18 protein-coding genes and 1 pseudogene are annotated in these 16,455 nt (G+C 69.9%); 11 read left to right on the forward strand and 8 right to left on the reverse strand.

Annotation, left to right across the window (positions count from 1 at the left end):
* Window positions 1-44: 44 nt before the first annotated feature.
* From BT264_RS30785 to cobC, 6 genes are read left to right on the forward strand one after another with little or no spacing between them, the layout of a single operon-like run.
* Window positions 45-1,961 carry a TonB-dependent receptor domain-containing protein gene (locus tag BT264_RS30785; RefSeq protein WP_072443550.1) on the forward strand — a complete coding sequence of 639 codons (1,917 nt, stop codon included), beginning with the start codon at window positions 45-47 and terminating at the stop codon, window positions 1,959-1,961.
* Between the two features lie 39 nt (window positions 1,962-2,000).
* Window positions 2,001-2,999: a FecCD family ABC transporter permease gene (locus BT264_RS30790; RefSeq protein ID WP_072443665.1), complete on the forward strand. Its 999-nt coding sequence runs from the start codon at window positions 2,001-2,003 to the stop codon at window positions 2,997-2,999.
* Window positions 2,996-3,817: an ABC transporter ATP-binding protein gene (locus BT264_RS30795; protein ID WP_072443549.1), complete on the forward strand. Its 822-nt coding sequence runs from the start codon at window positions 2,996-2,998 to the stop codon at window positions 3,815-3,817. Before BT264_RS30790 ends, BT264_RS30795 begins: the two co-directional genes overlap by 4 nt.
* 55 nt (window positions 3,818-3,872) lie before the next feature.
* The gene (cobT, locus tag BT264_RS30800) at window positions 3,873-4,928 is read left to right on the forward strand and encodes a nicotinate-nucleotide--dimethylbenzimidazole phosphoribosyltransferase (protein WP_072443662.1); all 1,056 of its coding nucleotides are present in this window, start codon (window positions 3,873-3,875) and stop codon (window positions 4,926-4,928) included.
* A gap of 13 nt (window positions 4,929-4,941) precedes the next feature.
* Entirely contained in the window at window positions 4,942-5,694 is a 753-nt protein-coding gene (locus BT264_RS30805; RefSeq protein WP_072443547.1) for an adenosylcobinamide-GDP ribazoletransferase, read from the forward strand.
* Complete coding sequence (cobC, locus tag BT264_RS30810; protein WP_072443546.1) at window positions 5,679-6,263, forward strand: alpha-ribazole phosphatase; 585 nt, start codon at window positions 5,679-5,681, stop codon at window positions 6,261-6,263. Before BT264_RS30805 ends, cobC begins: the two co-directional genes overlap by 16 nt.
* Window positions 6,264-6,363: 100 nt before the next feature.
* On the opposite strand, the gene BT264_RS30815 is transcribed toward cobC, so the two are convergent.
* From BT264_RS30815 to cobU, 4 genes are read right to left on the reverse strand one after another with little or no spacing between them, the layout of a single operon-like run.
* The gene (locus tag BT264_RS30815) at window positions 6,364-7,281 is read right to left on the reverse strand and encodes a cobalamin-binding protein (RefSeq protein ID WP_072443544.1); all 918 of its coding nucleotides are present in this window, start codon (window positions 7,279-7,281) and stop codon (window positions 6,364-6,366) included.
* A complete protein-coding gene (cobD, locus tag BT264_RS30820) occupies window positions 7,278-8,297 on the reverse strand; it encodes a threonine-phosphate decarboxylase CobD (protein ID WP_072443542.1) in 1,020 nt (339 codons plus the stop codon). Before cobD ends, BT264_RS30815 begins: the two co-directional genes overlap by 4 nt.
* Window positions 8,290-9,234 (reverse strand): adenosylcobinamide-phosphate synthase CbiB, encoded by a 945-nt coding sequence (gene cbiB / locus BT264_RS30825; RefSeq protein WP_072443541.1) that lies wholly within the window; start codon window positions 9,232-9,234, stop codon window positions 8,290-8,292. The genes cobD and cbiB overlap by 8 nt, the downstream gene beginning before the upstream one ends.
* Window positions 9,228-9,782: a bifunctional adenosylcobinamide kinase/adenosylcobinamide-phosphate guanylyltransferase gene (cobU, locus tag BT264_RS30830; protein ID WP_072443539.1), complete on the reverse strand. Its 555-nt coding sequence runs from the start codon at window positions 9,780-9,782 to the stop codon at window positions 9,228-9,230. The genes cbiB and cobU overlap by 7 nt, the downstream gene beginning before the upstream one ends.
* Before the next feature lie 75 nt (window positions 9,783-9,857).
* Between cobU and BT264_RS30835 the strand changes: the two genes are divergently transcribed.
* The 4 genes from BT264_RS30835 to BT264_RS30845 all read left to right on the forward strand — a co-directional run bounded on the left by BT264_RS30835 (window position 9,858) and on the right by BT264_RS30845 (window position 12,943).
* Window positions 9,858-11,360 (forward strand): cobyric acid synthase, encoded by a 1,503-nt coding sequence (locus tag BT264_RS30835; RefSeq protein WP_072443537.1) that lies wholly within the window; start codon window positions 9,858-9,860, stop codon window positions 11,358-11,360.
* 80 nt (window positions 11,361-11,440) lie between these two features.
* Window positions 11,441-11,584 carry a hypothetical protein gene (locus tag BT264_RS39385; protein ID WP_175964185.1) on the forward strand — a complete coding sequence of 48 codons (144 nt, stop codon included), beginning with the start codon at window positions 11,441-11,443 and terminating at the stop codon, window positions 11,582-11,584.
* Window positions 11,585-11,735: 151 nt separating this feature from the next.
* Entirely contained in the window at window positions 11,736-12,149 is a 414-nt protein-coding gene (locus BT264_RS30840; RefSeq protein WP_072443535.1) for a DoxX family protein, read from the forward strand.
* Window positions 12,150-12,283: 134 nt separating this feature from the next.
* Window positions 12,284-12,943, forward strand: coding sequence for a ParA family protein (locus tag BT264_RS30845; RefSeq protein WP_072443533.1), 660 nt, complete (start codon window positions 12,284-12,286; stop codon window positions 12,941-12,943).
* Window positions 12,944-13,079: 136 nt separating this feature from the next.
* Here BT264_RS30845 and panD read toward each other — a convergent pair whose 3' ends face one another.
* From panD to BT264_RS30865, 4 genes are all read right to left on the reverse strand, one after another.
* Window positions 13,080-13,466, reverse strand: coding sequence for an aspartate 1-decarboxylase (panD, locus tag BT264_RS30850; protein WP_031398432.1), 387 nt, complete (start codon window positions 13,464-13,466; stop codon window positions 13,080-13,082).
* Window positions 13,467-13,510: 44 nt separating this feature from the next.
* The gene (gene panC, locus BT264_RS30855; protein ID WP_072443531.1) at window positions 13,511-14,350 is read right to left on the reverse strand and encodes a pantoate--beta-alanine ligase; all 840 of its coding nucleotides are present in this window, start codon (window positions 14,348-14,350) and stop codon (window positions 13,511-13,513) included.
* Between the two features lie 272 nt (window positions 14,351-14,622).
* The gene (locus tag BT264_RS30860) at window positions 14,623-15,495 is read right to left on the reverse strand and encodes a segregation and condensation protein A (protein ID WP_034178758.1); all 873 of its coding nucleotides are present in this window, start codon (window positions 15,493-15,495) and stop codon (window positions 14,623-14,625) included.
* A 4-nt stretch (window positions 15,496-15,499) separates the two neighbouring features.
* On the reverse strand, window positions 15,500-15,688 hold the full coding sequence (locus tag BT264_RS30865) for a DUF3460 family protein (RefSeq protein WP_034178757.1): 189 nt from the start codon (window positions 15,686-15,688) through the stop codon (window positions 15,500-15,502).
* Window positions 15,689-15,938: 250 nt separating this feature from the next.
* On the opposite strand from BT264_RS30865, the pseudogene BT264_RS30870 reads away from it, so the two are divergent.
* Window positions 15,939-16,455: pseudogene (locus tag BT264_RS30870) on the forward strand (outer membrane protein assembly factor); the annotation flags it as partial.

The raw sequence follows: 16,455 nt of genomic DNA on the forward strand, positions 1-16,455 counted from the left end.
CTGCGGGGAGGCGGGGTGCGCAGTGCTTCACGGGATTTATCTTCATGCTGACCCCAATCGTCCGCACGGCGCTCGGCGCGCTCTGCGGATTGCCGCTTGCCGCCGCCGCGCAGACCGCGGCGAATGCCGATGCCGCGGCGCCCGCCGTACCCGCGGCAACGTCCGCCGCGCCAACGGCCCGGCCTGCCGCTGCGACCATGCTCGAACCGGTCGTCGTCACCGCGCAGCGGGCGCCGCAGGCGCTGGCCGACACGATTCCGCAAACCACCGTATTCGACGCGCAGGATATCGCCGCGCATCCGGGCGCCGACCTGCCGACGCTGCTCGCGTTCGCACCGGGCGCGCAGATCGTGCGTAACGGTGGCCCCGGCGCGAGCACGACGATGTTTCTGCGCGGCGCGGAGTCGACGCAGTCGCTCGTGCTGATCGACGGCGTGCGGGTCGATTCCGCGAGTCTCGGTGCCGCGCAACTGAGCCAACTGCCGCTCGATCAGATCGAGCGCGTCGAGATCGTGAATGGCAACGTGTCGTCGCTGTACGGCTCGGGCGCGATCGGCGGCGTCGTGCAGGTGTTCACGAAGGACGGCGGCAATCATCCGCCGCGCTTCAACTTCGCGGTCGGCGTCGGCAGCTACGGCACGCAGACGCAGCAGGCCGGCGTAGCGGGCCGGCTCGACAGCGACGGGAAGACGACGTTCAGCGTGTCGATCGCACGCGACAAGGACAACGGTTTTTCCGCGCTCGACCCGGCGAAGAAGCCGAACGCGAACCCGAATGCGAACGGCTACCTGAACGAGAGCATCACCGCGGCGCTGCGCCACCGCTTCAACGACCGCTGGGATGCGGGCGTCAGCTATTTCCAGTCGAACGGCAACAACAGCTACGACAATGCGTGGGGCGTGCCGACCGACCTGAACAACCTCTATTCGCGCGTACAGCAGGTGCGTGCGTTCGCGAACGGCAAGCTCACCGACTGGTGGACCGCTCGCCTGAGCGTGTCGACCGGCAACGATCGCAGCCAGTCGGCGCTGAACGGCGTCTATACCGATCACTTCAATACCGACAACCGCCAGTACACGTGGCAGAACGATTTCCGGATCGCACCGGATCACCTGATCCAGGCCGGCTACGAGCGGCTCGACCAGCAATTCATGTCGAATGCGTATGCCGCGCCGCAGCGTCACGTGAATTCCGGCTGGATCGGTTATTCGGGGCGCTTCGGCCGCCAGCAGTTCCAGGCGAACCTGCGCCGCGACCAGTACTCGGACTTCGGCGGCGCCAATTCCTACTATCTCGGCTACGGCCTCGAACTGACCGATCGCTGGAAGGTGACCGCGAGCTATTCGGACGCGTTTCGCGCGCCGAGCTTCAACGACCTCTATTACCCGATGGCCGGCAACCCGTCGATCCAGCCGGAGCACAGCCATTCGATCGAGGCCGCGCTGCAGTACGCGTCCGACACAGTGGGTGTGATGCGGCTCACCGCGTTCCAGACGCGCTACGCGAACCTGATCAACTATCGGCCCGACGGGAGCGGTTTCTACTATATTGCGCAGAACGTCGGCAGCGCGAAGGTGCAGGGGCTTGAAGGGTCGTGGCAGGGGCATGTCGGCGCGACCGACGTACGGGTTGCCGCCACGTTGCAGAACCCGGTCAACGAAACGCAGAATCAGGATCTCGACCGCCGCGCGCGACGTTTCGCGTCGATGGCCGTGAACCGCGCATTCGGCGCGTGGCGCGTCGGCGGCGAATGGCTCGTGAGCGGCGCGCGCAACGATCCGGGCGGCGGGCGGCTCGGCGGCTACGGGATCGTCAACCTGTCCGCGCGCTACAACATCACGAAGTCGTGGTACGTCAGCGCGCGCATCGACAACCTGCTCGACAAGGACTACGAGCTTGCATATGCCTACAACACGCCGAAGCGCGGCGCCTATGTCACGCTCGGCTGGCAGCAGCAGTAAGCGGATGCGCCGCGCGTCGTGCGCAGCGCCGTGCGCGGCATGAGCGCCGCGCGCGCCGCCGCGATCTGGGCCGCGCTGGCCGCCGCGGTCGCGTTGCTGTTCGTCGCGTCGCTGTCGATCGGCAGCGTGCCGATGTCGCCGTGGCAGGCGCTCGCGTCGCTCGCGCCGCATGGCGGCGATGCGCTGTTCGCCGACATCGTCCGCACGCTGCGCCTGCCGCGCGCGCTCGCGGGCTTCGCGTGCGGCGCGCTGCTCGCGCTTGCCGGTGCACTGCTGCAGGTGCTGCTGCGCAACCCGCTCGCGGAACCGTACGTGCTCGGCGTGTCCGGCGGCGCGGCGGGGTTCGCGCTGGTCGCGATGATCGCGGGCGGTGCGTGGTGGCTCGTCGATGCGTCGGCGTTCGCCGGCGCGCTCGTGTCGGTTGCGCTCGTGCTCGGCCTCGCGCGCCGCGAGCTGTGGCGCGGCGATGCGCGCGACGCGTCGCCGCGGCTGCTGCTCACCGGTGTCGTGATCGCGGCAGGGTGGGGCGCGCTCGTTACGCTGCTGCTGTCGCTCGCGCCCGATGCGCGGTTGCGCGGGATCATCTTCTGGCTGACGGGCGACTTGAACGGCGTGACCGCACCGTGGTTCGCGTGGGGCGCGCTGCTATTGGCCGCATGTGTCGCGCTGCCGGCCGCGCCGCAATTGAACGTGCTGCTGCGTGGCGACGCGACCGCGCTTGCGCTCGGCGTACCCGTCGCGCGCCTGCGCGTGCGGATCTATCTCGTCGCGTCGCTGGCCGCGGCGGCCGCGGTGACGACGGCGGGCACGATCGGCTTCGTCGGCCTCGTCGTGCCGCACGCGCTGCGGCTCGCATTCGGCAACGACCAGCGCATGCTGCTGCCGGCCGCGATGCTCGCGGGCGGCGGCGGCGTGATGGCGGCCGACCTGCTCGCGCGCACCGCGATCGCCCCCGCGCAACTGCCGGTCGGCGTGATGACCGCGTTGATCGGCGTGCCGGTGTTCCTGTGGATGTTGCTGAGGAGGCCGATGCGATGACAGGTACTGCGCGGCACGCCGCTGCTTCCGTCAACGACATGGCCTGCGCGACCGTCGACCTGACGCTGAAGGCCGGCGCGCGCACGCTGCTCGATGGCTTCACGCAGGCCTTCCGTCCCGGCGAAATCTGGTGCGTCGCGGGGCCGAACGGCGCGGGCAAGACGACGCTGCTCGCGACGCTCGCGGGGCTGCACCCGCCGGCCGGCGGCCGGGTCGAGGTCGACGGCCGGCCGCTCGCCGCATGGCCGCCCGCGCAGCTCGCGCAGCGTCGCGCGCTGATGCCGCAGCAACTGCACGATGCATTCAGCGCGACCGTGTTCGACACGGTGCTGCTCAACCGCTTTCCGTATCTCGGCGGCTGGGGCTGGGAGCGCGACGGCGATCGCGCGGCCGCGCGCGACGCGCTCGCGACGTTCGACCTGACCGCGCTCGCGTCGCGCGACGTGCTGTCGCTGTCGGGCGGCGAGCGGCAGCGGGTCGCGCTGGCCGCGACGCTGTGCCAGGATGCGCCGTTGATGCTGCTCGACGAGCCGCTCGCGCATCTCGACCTGCATCACCAGATCGACTGCCTGACGGCGCTGGCAGCGTGGCTTGACGCGGGCCCGCGCACGGTGCTGTTCTCGTGCCACGACCTGAATCTCGCGCGGCGTTTCGCGACGCATGCGCTGTTGCTCGACGGCCGCGGTCATGCGTGGGCCGGCCCCGTGCACGACGTGCTGACGCCCGAGCGTGCGAGTGATGCATTCGGCTATCCGCTCGTGCTGATCCGCGAGCATGGCCGCGACGCGCTATTACCTGCGTGGCCCGAGCGACAATGACCTTTTCCTTTCCGATGATGCGCGGCGCAGGCCGCGCCAACGACACGGCTTCCCGATGACGACTCCGACCCACTTCCCACCCGCGATCGCGCCGCTCGACGACGCGCTGCGCAAGCGCCTGCAGCATGTGATCGACCACAAGACCAAGCCGCCCGGCAGCCTCGGCCAGCTCGAGGCGGTCGCGCTGCAGATCGGCCTGATCCAGCACACCGAGCGGCCGACCGTGCAGCGCCCGGTGACGATCGTGTTCGCCGGCGACCACGGGATCGCGGCCGAGGGCGTGAGTCCTTACCCTCAAGCGGTGACCGCGCAGATGGTTGCGAACTTCCTGGCCGGCGGCGCGGCGATCAACGCGTTCTCGGGCGTCGCGCAGAGCACGCTCGAGATCGTCGATGCGGGCGTTGCGTCGCCGCTTCCGCTGTCCGACCGGCTGGTGTCGCTGCCGGTTGCGCGCGGCACGCGCAACTTCGCGACGGAGCCGGCGATGACGCACGACGAGGCGATGACGGCGCTCGCGGCCGGTGCGGCACGCGTGCGCCTGCATGCAACGCTCGGCACGAACGTGATCGGCTTCGGCGAGATGGGGATCGCGAACACGTCGTCGGCCGCGTGCCTGATGAGCCGCCTGCTCGACGTGCCGATCGACGCGTGCGTCGGGCGCGGCACGGGCCTCGACGACCAGGGCCTCGCGCACAAGCGCGCGGTGCTCGGCCGCGCGCTCGTCAAGCACTCGCACGCGATCGCGCCGCTCGACGTGCTCGCGACGTTCGGCGGCTTCGAGATCGCGATGATGACGGGCGCGTATCTCGCGGCCGCGAGCGAGCGGATGACGATCCTCGTCGACGGTTTCATCGCGACGGCCGCGCTGCTCGTCGCCGAGCGCATCGCGCCCGGCGTGCGCGACTACTGCGTGTTCTCGCATACGTCGCACGAGGCCGGGCACCGGCGCATGCTAGAGCATTTCGGTGCGAAGCCGCTGCTCGCGCTCGACCTGCGGCTCGGCGAAGGCACGGGCGCGGCGCTCGCGCTGCCGCTCGTGCGCGCGGCGGCTGCGTTCCTCAGCGAGATGGCGAGCTTCGAGTCCGCCGGCGTCGACAATCGTGACGCCTGATCGCGCAAGCGGCATGCGTGCCGAACTGCGCTACTTCTTCGTCGCGCTCGGCTATTTCACGCGCGTGCCCGTGCCGCGCGCGATCGGCTACGCAGCCGGCGATCTCGACCAGGCCGCGCGCTATTTCCCGCTCGTCGGCGCATGCGTCGGCGCGTGGGGTGCGCTCGTCTATCTCGCCGCGCTGCGCGTGCTGCCCGCGTCGATCGCGGTCGGGCTGTCGATGGCTGCGACGCTGCTCGCGACCGGCGCATTCCACGAGGACGGCCTCGCCGACAGTTGCGATGCGTTCGGCGGCGGCTATACGCGCGACGACGTGCTGCGCATCATGCACGACTCGCGGATCGGCACGTTCGGCGCGGTCGCGCTCGTGATCGCGCTCGGCCTGAAATGGCAGGCGCTCGCGGCCATGCCGCCGCTGCGCGCCGCGTGGACGATGATCGCCGCGCATGCGGCGAGCCGTGCGGCGGCCGTCAGCCTGCTGATGTCGCTCGACTATGTGCGGCCCGAAGGCAAGGCGAAGCCGGTCGCGCAACGGATGGGCGCACGCGCGGCGTGCGTCGCGGCGGTATTCGGGTTGCCGTGGCTGTTCTGGCCGGACTGGCGCACGGGTGTCGCCGCGGGCGTCGCGCTCGTGCTCGTGCGCGTGTGGGTGGCCCGCTACTTCGTGAAACGGATCGGCGGTTATACGGGCGACTGTCTCGGCTTCGCGCAGCAACTGAGCGAACTGGCGATCTATCTCGTGGTGCTCGGATGGACGTCGTCCTGATCCGTCATCCGGCCGTCGGCGTCGAGCCGGGCATGTGTTACGGACGCAGCGACGTGCCGCTCGCCGCGTCGGCCGACGTCGGCGCGCATGCCGTGCGTGCGCATCTGTCGGCTCTCGGCGCGCCGCCGCCCGAACAGCTCTGGACGAGCCCGCTGACGCGATGCGCTTCGGTTGCCGAACGGCTCGCGCACGCATTCGATGTGCCGCTGCAGCGCGATGCCGGCTGGCAGGAAATGGATTTCGGCGCGTGGGAAATGCGGCGCTGGGACGATATCGACCGTGCAGCGCTCGATGCGTGGGCGGCCGACCTGATGCATGCGTGCGCGCATGGCGGCGAAAGCGTCGCGCGGTTCGCCGCGCGGGTTGCGCGGCAGGCTGACGCGGTTGCGCAGGTCGATCGGACGCAATGGGCGGTCACGCATGCGGGTGTGATCCGCGCGTTCGCATCGCATGTGTTGCGTGTGCCGCTCGATACGCTGCTGTCGCGGCCGGTGCCGACGGGCGGTGTCGTCTGGCTGCGTGCGGACGACGCGGCGCGAACATGGGAAGTCGTGCACTGGGACGAATAGGCTCGCCTGAGTCAGCATGTGAACGACACAACGCGCGATCGAACCACCTCAAGCACGAACGCATCAGTAGGTGCGCGGCAAACGCGCAAGTCAGCGGAAATCAGCGCGCCGGCCGCCGCGCACGCGCGGCATCGAGATCCTCGCACAGCGCGGCCGCGCCCTGCGCGATCCGCGGCGACGGCCGCGTCAGCAGATCGCCGTCGATCGCGAACAGGTTGTTGCGCGCCACGGCCGTCAGCGCGGGCCACGCGCGCCAGCGTGCAAGGCTCGGCAACGGTTCGTCCGAGCGCGTCGCGCCGGCGCTCGTCGTCACGATCGCTTCCGGATTCGCCGCGAGCACGGCCTCGTCGGTGACGCTTGGCACGAGCGGCTTGAGCGACGCGAACACGTTGCGGCCGCCGCACAGCGCGATCACGTCGTTGATCAGGTGCGCGCCGTTGAGCGTCGTCAGCGGGCGGTCCCAGACCTGGAAGAACATCGTGACGGGCGGCCGCGCGGCGTAACGTGCACGCAGCGTCGCGATGTCGTGCGCAAAGGACGCCGCGGCCGCATCGGCCGCCGGTTGCGTGCCGAGCAGCGTGCCGAGCCGGCGCAGCGACGACGACACGTCGTCGAGATGTTTCGGCTCACTGAAGAACAGCGGGATATGCAGCGCGCGCAGCGCGTCGGTCTGCCGCTCGGCGTTGCCGTGCCGCCAGACGACGATCAGGTCCGGCTTCAGCGCCGCGATTCGTTCGAGGTCTAGCGCCTTGTTGTCGCCGACACGCGGCACCGCTTGCGCGGCGGGCGGATAGTCGCTGTACGTGACGGTGCCGACGAGCTTCGCGCCGCCGCCGGCCGCGTAGACCAGCTCGGTCGCGTGCGGCGCGAGGCTGATCACGCGCTGCGCGGGTGCAGGCAGCGTAACCGTATTGCCGGCGTCGTCGCGCGTCGTGACATCGGCATGAACGAACGGCGCGTGAGCGAGCGCGGCCAGCGTCGCAGCCGGCGCGAGCCGGCGGAACATGCGCGGGTTCATGCGGATTCCTGTTGCAGCGTCGGCACGCAGTGCGCGAGCGCAACACCGAGGCGCTGCCATTCGGCTTCGCTGTCCGGCAGGCCGATGCGCACGCTCGACGGCTTTGCGAAGTACCGCGTCCAGATCCCGTGTGCCGCGAGCGCCGCATGCAGCGCCGCGGCGCGCGGATCGTCGGTCCAGCTGAACAGCGGTGTCGCGCGAACCGTGAAGCCATGCGCGCGCAGCAGTGCGGCCAGCCGCTCGCCGTCGGCCGTGAGCCGTTCGCGGGCGGCGGCCTGCCATGCGCGATCCGCGAACGCCGCGGCGACCGCGTGACGCGCGGGGCCGCCGACCGTCCATGCGCCGAGCATGTCGCGCAGTGCGACGATCCGTTCGGGGCATGCGAGCACGAAGCCCGCGCGGATACCGGCGAGACCGAAGAACTTGCCGACCGAGCGCAGCACGACGAGCCCCGGCCGATCAACCTGCGGCGCGAGCGATTGCGTCGCGCCCGTATCGGCGAACGCCTCGTCGACGATCAGCGTGCCGCCGCGGGCCGACAACTGCGCATGCCAGCCGAGCAGGCGCTCGGCCGGCACGAATTCGGCGGTCGGGTTGTTCGGATTCCCGACGATGACGTGGCGCAGCGTCGCCGGCAGCGTATCCGTGCCGATGTCGAGCGGAACGACGCGATGGCCGTGACGCGCGAACGCGGGCGCGTATTCGCCGTACGCGAGCGACGCGACGCCGGCGTCGCCGGTCGGCAGCAACGCAGGCAATGCGCGGATCGCGGCCTGGCTGCCGGCGACCGGCAGCACGTGTGCGGGATCGGGCGCGTGGTAGTACTGCGCGGCACGGGCCGCGAGGCCGTCGCCGTCGTCGGGCAGCCGGCGCCACGCGTCGGCCGGGACGGGCGGCACCGGATAGCCGACCGGATTGATGCCGGTCGACAGGTCGAGCCACGCGTCGTACGGAATGCCGTGGCGGCGTGCGGCTTCATGCAGGTTGCCGCCGTGCGCGATGCGTGTGTCAGACATGATGGGTGGCCATGACGAGAGCGCCGCTCGCGACCAGCAGCGCGAGCCACAGTGCGAGCGTGCGTGTGACGAGCGATAGCGCGGCGACGATGTGGACGGCGGTCGCCGTTGCACCGGTGCCGAGCGCCGGCCGATCCTCGATTTCGCCGTGATAGACGGCCGGGCCGCCGAGCTGGACGTTCAGGCTGCCGGCGCCCGCGGCCATTACCGGGCCCGCGTTCGGGCTGTCCCAGTGGCGCGCCTGCGTGCGCCAGCAGCGCCATGCGGCGCCCGTGTCGCCGAGCAGCGCGTAGCTTGCTGCCGTGAGGCGCGCAGGAATCCAGTTCAGCGCGTCGTCGAGGCGCGCGGCGGCCCAGCCGAAGGTCAGGAAGCGCGGCGTGCGGTAGCCCCACATCGCGTCGAGCGTGTTCGCGAGCCGGAACAGCAGCGCGCCGGGGCCGCCCGCGACGACGAACCAGAAGAGTGCGCCGAAGATCGCGTCGTTGCCGTTTTCGAGCGCCGATTCGACGGCCGCGCGCGACAACGCGCCTTCGTCGGCGTCGCTCGTGTCGCGCGACACGATGCGCGCGGTCAGCTTACGCGCGGTGTCGAGATCGCGCCGCAGCAGCGCCGCGGCGATCGGCGCGACATGGTCGGAGAGGCTTTTCGCGCCGAGCGCGAACCACAGCAGCGCGACGTGCAGCGCGGCCGCGAGCGGCCACGGCAGCACGGCCACGAGCCATGCGGCGACGGCCACTGGCGGCACGACGGCCGCGGCCCACGCGGCGACACCGACTACGCGGCCGCGCCGGCCCGTGTTCAATGCGCCTTCGATGCGCGCGGCGAGCCGGCCGAACGCGACGAGCGGATGCCAGCCGGCGGGTTCGCCGATCGCGCGGTCGATGATCGCGGCCGCGACCGCGAGCATCGCGACGACGGGCAGCGACAGCATCAGCATGACGGCGCTCCCGTCTTGAGGTCGAGCGGCAGCCCGGCGACGAGCAGCGTCACGCGCGTCGCGAGCGCGGCGACGCGCTGGTTCAGGCGCCCGAGTTCGTCGACGTAGCGGCGCGTGGCCGCCCCGAGCGGCACGACGCCGAGCCCGATCTCGTTGCTGACGACGATCACCTTCGCACGCGTGCCGCGCAATGCGTGTTCGAGCCGCTCGACCTGCGCGGCGTACTGCGCATCGTCGAGCGGTTCGCCGGCGGCCGGGCACAGCAGGTTCGTGAGCCACAGCGTCAGGCAGTCGACCAGCAGGCATGCATGCGGATCGTCGAGCCGCGCGAGCGTGCCGGCGAGGTCGACGGGTGCATCGGCGAACCCCCAGTCGGCCGGCCGGCGCGCGCGATGATGCGCGATGCGCTGCGCGAATTCGGCATCGGCGGCGGTCGCGGTCGCGATGTAGGTGACGGGGCGGCCGCTGTCGGCCGCGAGCCGCTCGGCATGCGCGCTCTTGCCCGAGCGAGCGCCGCCGAGGACGAAGGTGAGGTCGTGCGGAATCATCGCGTGATTGTAACGGCGCAGGCGTACCGGCGCGGGCGATAATGCGGCCTTTGCTTCGCGACGACCTTTAACACGATGAATGCACCCGAGCCGCGGCCGCGCGGTACGCTGATGATCCAGGGCACGACGTCCGACGCGGGCAAGAGCACGCTCGTCGCGGGCCTGTGCCGCCTGGCCCGCCGTGCCGGCGCGCGCGTTGCGCCGTTCAAGCCGCAGAACATGGCGCTCAACAGCGCGGTGACGGCCGACGGCGGCGAGATCGGCCGCGCGCAGGCGCTGCAGGCGCTGGCCGCGGGCGTCGCGCCGCATACGGATTTCAACCCCGTGCTGCTGAAGCCGACGAGCGATCGCGGCGCGCAGGTGATCATTCACGGCAAGGCGCGCACGAACCTCGACGCGCGGGCATATCACGGCTACAAGCCGGTCGCGTTCGACGCGGTGCTCGAGTCGTACGCGCGCCTGCGTGCCGGTTACGACACGGTGATCGTCGAGGGCGCAGGCAGCCCGGCCGAGATCAACCTGCGCGACGGCGACATCGCGAACATGGGCTTTGCCGAACGCGTCGACTGCCCGGTCGTGCTCGTCGCCGACATCGACCGCGGCGGCGTGTTCGCGCATCTGGTCGGCACGCTCGCGTGCCTGTCGGATAGCGAGCGCGCGCGCGTGCGCGGCTTCGTGATCAACCGTTTCCGCGGCGACTTCAAGCTGCTCGAACCGGGGCTCGACTGGCTGCGCGCGCAGACCGGCAAGCCCGTGTTCGGCGTGCTGCCGTACTTGCACGGGCTGCTGCTCGATGCGGAGGACATGCTGCCCGCGCAGGCGCGCAGCGCCGCCGCACGTGGCGCCGCCGGCGTACTGCGCGTCGTCGTGCCCGCGCTGCCGCGCATCAGCAACCACACCGATTTCGATCCGCTGCGCGCGCATCCGCAGGTCGAGTTCACGTACTGGAAGAGTGGCCCGGTGCCGGATGCCGACCTGCTGATCCTGCCCGGCTCGAAGAGCGTGCAGCGCGATCTCGAATGGCTGCGCGACGCGGGCTGGGACGCGGTGATCCGTCGCCACCTGCGCTACGGCGGCAAGGTGATCGGTATCTGCGGCGGGATGCAGATGCTCGGCCGCACGCTGGACGATCCGCTCGGCCTCGAAGGCGCGCCCGGCAGCGTGCCGGGGCTCGCGCTGCTCGATTTCGACACGACGCTGCAGCCCGACAAGACGCTGAAGAACGTGACCGGTCATCTCACGCTGCCGTGCGGGGCCGCCGTGCGCGGCTACGAGATCCACATGGGCGACACGCGCGGGCCCGCGCTCGCCGCGCCCGCGCTGGCGCTGGCAGCCGACACCGCACAGGACGGCGCGCGCCCGGACGGCGCGGTTTCGGCCGACGGCCAGATCCTCGCGACCTACGTGCACGGGCTGTTCGACGCGCCCGACGCGTGCGCGGCGCTGCTCGCGTGGGCCGGGCTCGACGGCGCGGAGCGCATCGACTATCCGGCGCTGCGCGAGGCATCGCTGGAACGGCTGGCCGACACGTTCGCCGAACATCTCGACCTGGACGCGCTGTACGCCGAGTTTCGCTGAAGCGGCTCCGGGCCGCCCTCGCTTTTTCCGCCGGATCGCGTACAACACAAGGAGGGCGGAGGTCCGCCTGAAGGAGTCCGATGATGAAGGTTCGATGGTGGTGGAGCGTGCTGCTCGCGGCGCTGCTGGGCGCATCGGCGGTTGCGCACGCGTGCGATTCGTACACACCGGGCGGCGGCCAGTCCGGTTCCGGCGACGCCACACAAGGCAAGAGCGGGTACTGAAGTGGGGATCGGGGCATGATCGGTCGTGCCCCTTTTTTTGAATCTTATTCGTTCCTGTTGGGAATCAGTTAAAGCGGATTGGCATGTTTATCGGCCAAATCGGTTCGAATAGAGTGGGGCCCATTCTCATCCACTCACGAAGGAATCCGCCATGAACCCCAATCGCCTGAACGATTTCGCCGCGATGCTGCTGCGCGTCGCGCTCGGCGTGCTGTACCTCGCGCACGTCGCGCAGAAGGTGTTCGTCTTCACGCTGCCCGGCACCGCGCAGTTCTTCGCGTCGATCGGCCTGCCGGGCTGGCTCGCATACCTGACGACGTTCGTCGAACTGGCCGGCGGCCTGGCGCTGCTCGCGGGTTTCCGCGTGCGGGTTGCCGCGCTCGCGCTGCTGCCGTTCATGCTCGGCGCGACGGCCGCGCATCTGCCGAACGGCTGGAGCTTCTCGTCGCCGAACGGCGGCTGGGAATATCCGGCCTTCTGGGCCGTCACGCTTGCCGTGCAGGCGCTGCTGGGCGGCGGCGCGTTCGCGATCGGCGCCCGGGAGGCCGCGGTTCAGCGCGTGTAAGGAAGTATCAGGGGCGCGGTTCAGCGCGACCCGTTCCGGTGATCCCCCGTTTGCCGATATCATCGCTCCCTGTATCCGCAATCGAGCGGCGCCAGCCATGCGGCCGGTGCCGCGTGGCTTTTTCGGGGGAATTCATGACGGTGATCGTGGTGGCGAATCCGAAGGGCGGCGTGGGCAAGAGCACGCTGTCCACCAATCTTGCCGGCTATTTCGCGGCGCAGGGCGCGTGGGTCGCGCTCGCCGACCTGGACCGGCAGCAGTCCGCGCACGCATGGCTCGACCTGCGGCCGGCCGGCTTGCCGGCGATCGAGTCATGGGATCTCGATCCGGACGCGCCGTCGAAGCCGCCGCGCGGCCTCGAATATGCGGTGATCGATACGCCGGCCGGCCTGCACGGCAACCGGCTCGGCGTCGCGCTGCAACTGGCCGACAAGGTGATCGTGCCGCTGCAGCCGTCGATGTTCGATATTCTCGCGACCCAGCAGTTTCTGGAGCGCCTCGCCGGCGAGAAGGCCATGCGCAAGGGCAGCGTCGAGGTCGGGATCGTCGGGATGCGGGTCGATGCGCGCACGCGCTCGTCCGACCAGCTGCACCGCTTCGTCGAAGGGCTCGGCCTGCCGGTGCTCGGCTACGTGCGCGACACGCAGAACTACGTGCAGATCGCCGCGCACGGCCTCACGCTGTGGGATGTCGCGAAGAGCCGCGTCGAGAAGGATCTCGAACAGTGGCGGCCGATCGTCGAATGGGCCGAGCGCGTTGCGCCGAAGGCGGAGAAGGCCGCCAAGGCGTCCTGATCCGATCGCGCGGCCCCGAGGCCGGCGCGCGCTGAAATGAGAAAGGGCCGGATCCCGTGTCGCACGGGATCCGGCCCTTCGACCACAGGCGGCGCAGCCGCTCCCGCGCGCCACGGCACGCGGGCGGCCGGTCAGGTTAGGTCCAGTTCTGCGTCGGCACGTGATCGCGGTGGCCCTTGATTTTGTTGCCGTCGTCGATGAACACGAGCTTCGGCTTCCAGCCGGCTTGCAGTTCGGCTTCGTCGACCATCGCGAACGCCGCGATGATCACGAGGTCGCCGAGCTGCGCACGGCGCGCGGCCGAGCCGTTCAGCGAGATCATCCCGCTGCCGCGCTCGCCCTTGATCGCGTACGTCGAGAAGCGCTCGCCGTTGTTGATGTTCCAGATGTCGATCCGTTCGTTTTCGACGATGTTCGACGCTTCGAGCAGGTCTTCGTCGATCGCGCACGAGCCTTCGTAATGCAGTTCGCAGTGCGTGACTGCCGCGCGGTGGATCTTCGATTTGAGCATGTGGCGCTGCATGGTGTCTCCGTGATGCGTCGTGAGAGGCGCGGGCGGGCGGCCCGTCAGATTTCCAGGTTGTCGATGAGGCGCGTCGCGCCGAGCTTCGCGGCCGCGAGCACGACGAGCGGCTCGCCGGCTTCGAGTTCGGCGGCGCTCGGCGCGATCAGGTTCGCGCGGCGGCGGATCGACAGGTAGTCGGGCGCCCAGCCGCGCTCGGCCAGGTGCGTGCGCGCCTGTTGCTCGAGCTTGCCGAGGTCGCGCTCGCCGCCGAGCACGCTTTCGCGCATGCGCTGCAGCGTCTTCGCGAGTTCGGGCGCCTCCCGGCGCTCGTCGGCCGACAGGTAGCGGTTGCGCGACGACAGCGCGAGGCCGTCCTCGTCGCGCACGGTTTCGGCCGCGATGATGTCGACCGGCAGCGCGAGCTGCTGGCACATGCGGCGCACGATCATCAGCTGCTGGTAGTCCTTCTTGCCGAACACGGCGACGCGCGGCTGCACGCAGGCCATCAGCTTCGACACGATCGTGCACACGCCGGTGAAGAAACCGGGCCGGAATTCGCCTTCGAGGATCCCGCCGAGATCGTCCGGCGGCAGCACGCGGTATTCCTGCGGTTCCGGGTACATGTCGCGCTCGGTCGGCGCGAACAGCACGTAGACGTTTTCCTTCTGCAGCTTCTCGATATCGTCCTGCAGCGTGCGCGGGTATTTGTCGAAATCCTCGTTCGGGCCGAACTGCAGCCGGTTGACGAAGATGCTCGCCACGACCGGGTCGCCGTGCTGGCGCGCGAGGCGCATCAGCGACAGGTGCCCTTCGTGCAGGTTGCCCATCGTCGGCACGAACGCCGTGCGGTTCTGGCCGCGCAGCTGGTCGCGCAGTTCATGGATCGAGCTGATGACTTTCATGATCGGGTAGCGGGTTCCTCGCGCATGCGCGCGTTGGCGCCGCGGCAGCGGCGTCGGGGTCGAAGCGGAGAACGCCGGCGCGCGGGCGGCGCATCGGGCGTCGGCGGATTGTAGAGGATTTGGCCGCCAAACGCATCGAAAAGAGAACGATCGTTCACTTTTTAATCGGGCGTGCCGAAAAACGAGCGGCGACTGGGGGGCGCGGCCACCCGCCGCGGCGAAGCGGCGAGCGTCGGCGTGAATCGGGAGAACGGGAAGGGCGGGCGCGGGCCTTAAGCGGGGAGGTACGCGAGGCGCACGTAGATCGGCGCGAACGGCTCCGGCTGCGTGATCTCGACGAGCGATTCGCGCGCGAGTTCGAGCATCGCGATGAAGTTCACGACGACGACCGGCACGCCGCGCGACGTGTCGAACAGGTCGGCGAACTCCATGAAGCGCGCGTTTTGCAGCCGGCGCAGGATCAGGCTCATGTGTTCGCGCACCGACAGCTCCTCGCGGGAGATCTTGTGGTGCTGGACGAGCTTCGCGCGCTTGAGCACGTCGGCCCACGCGGCGCGCAGGTCGTCGGAGTTCACGTCGGGAAAGCGCGGCGTGATGCTTTGCTCGATGTAGACCTCGGCGCGCAGGAAGTCGCGGCCGAGTTGCGGCAACTGGTCGAGGCGCTGCGCGGCGAGCTTCATCTGCTCGTATTCGAGCAGGCGGCGCACGAGTTCGGCACGCGGATCCTCCGCTTCGTCGCCGGTGTCGGCCTTCTTGACCGGCAGCAGCATCCGCGACTTGATCTCGATCAGCATCGCGGCCATCAGCAGGTATTCGGCCGCCAGTTCGAGGTTCGACGTGCGGATCTGGTCGACATAGCCCAGGTATTGCGCGGTGACCTGCGCCATCGGGATGTCGAGCACGTTGAAGTTCTGCTTGCGGATCAGGTACAGCAGCAGGTCGAGCGGGCCTTCGAACGTCTCGAGGAAGATCTCGAGCGCGTCGGGCGGGATGTAGAGATCCTGCGGCAGCTTGAAGAGCGGCTCGCCGTACAGGCGCGCGAACGCCGCGACACCGTCGACCGTGTCGGGCGTCGAATCGGCGCCCGCGGGCGCGGCGATCGCGTCGTCCTGCCGGGCGGCGCTGGCCTCGTCGGCGGCGCTCACGTCGTCAGAAGTTCTGGTAGTAGACGTACGACGTTTGCTTCACGCGCGATTCCTGCTGGTCGGCGCGCTCTTCGAGGTCGATCGGCTGCTTGTCCCACAGCAGCGAACGGCCCTTGCGCTGCTCTTCCTCGAGCGTCGGCTTCTGCTGCTTGAGCTGGTTCAGGAACTGCGTGACGTCGGACTGGTACGGCATGGCTGGATTTTCCGTTTCGGGCGGCGCACGATGCGCCGGATTCGCGTTGGCGGGATTTTACCGCATCGCGGGAACGGCCGGCGCCAATCGCGCGTCGAATCCGCGGGCCCGCACCTGCGGCGAAGCGGCCCCGGCCGGTGCGCGCCGTTGCGCGCAAGCGTCAAAGCCTTGCGCGTGCGGGCATGGCCGCTGCCCTGTGGTCAAATACAGGGTTTCCACGAAACCGTGACAACCGAGGGCGAGGTCATATTTGGCGGGGCAGTCGAACCAGCAAGCACACATGGCGCATGACCCGGGCCCGCGCGCGGCACGCAATCGCGCCGGCGCCGCGGCCCGCGCCGCGCGGGCGGTCCTCGCGGGGTGCGTCGCCGCGTTCTTCGCGCTGCCGGCCCACGCGAAGTACGACGTCGACATCGACGCGCCGCGCTCGGTCCGCAAGCTGCTCAAGTCGCATCTCGATATTGCGCGCTTCGCGAAGCGCGACGACATCAGCGAAGACCAGTTCGACTTCCTCGTGACCGCCACGCCGCAACAGGTGCGCGACCTGACCGCGACAGCCGGTTATTTCTCGCCGGTCGTGCGCACCGACGTGCGTATGCGCGACGGCAAGCGCGACGTGCGCATCGCGGTCGATCCGGGGCCGCAGACCGTCGTGTCGACGGTCGACCTGACGTTCAAGGGCCCCGTCGACATCGAAGATCCGAAGCAGGAGGCCGCGACCCGCTTCGCGTTCTCGCTGAAGCCGGGCGACCCGTTCACGCAGTCCG

Source organism: Burkholderia sp. NFPP32 (assembly GCF_900119325.1).
GTDB classification, from domain to species: domain Bacteria; phylum Pseudomonadota; class Gammaproteobacteria; order Burkholderiales; family Burkholderiaceae; genus Burkholderia; species Burkholderia pyrrocinia_C.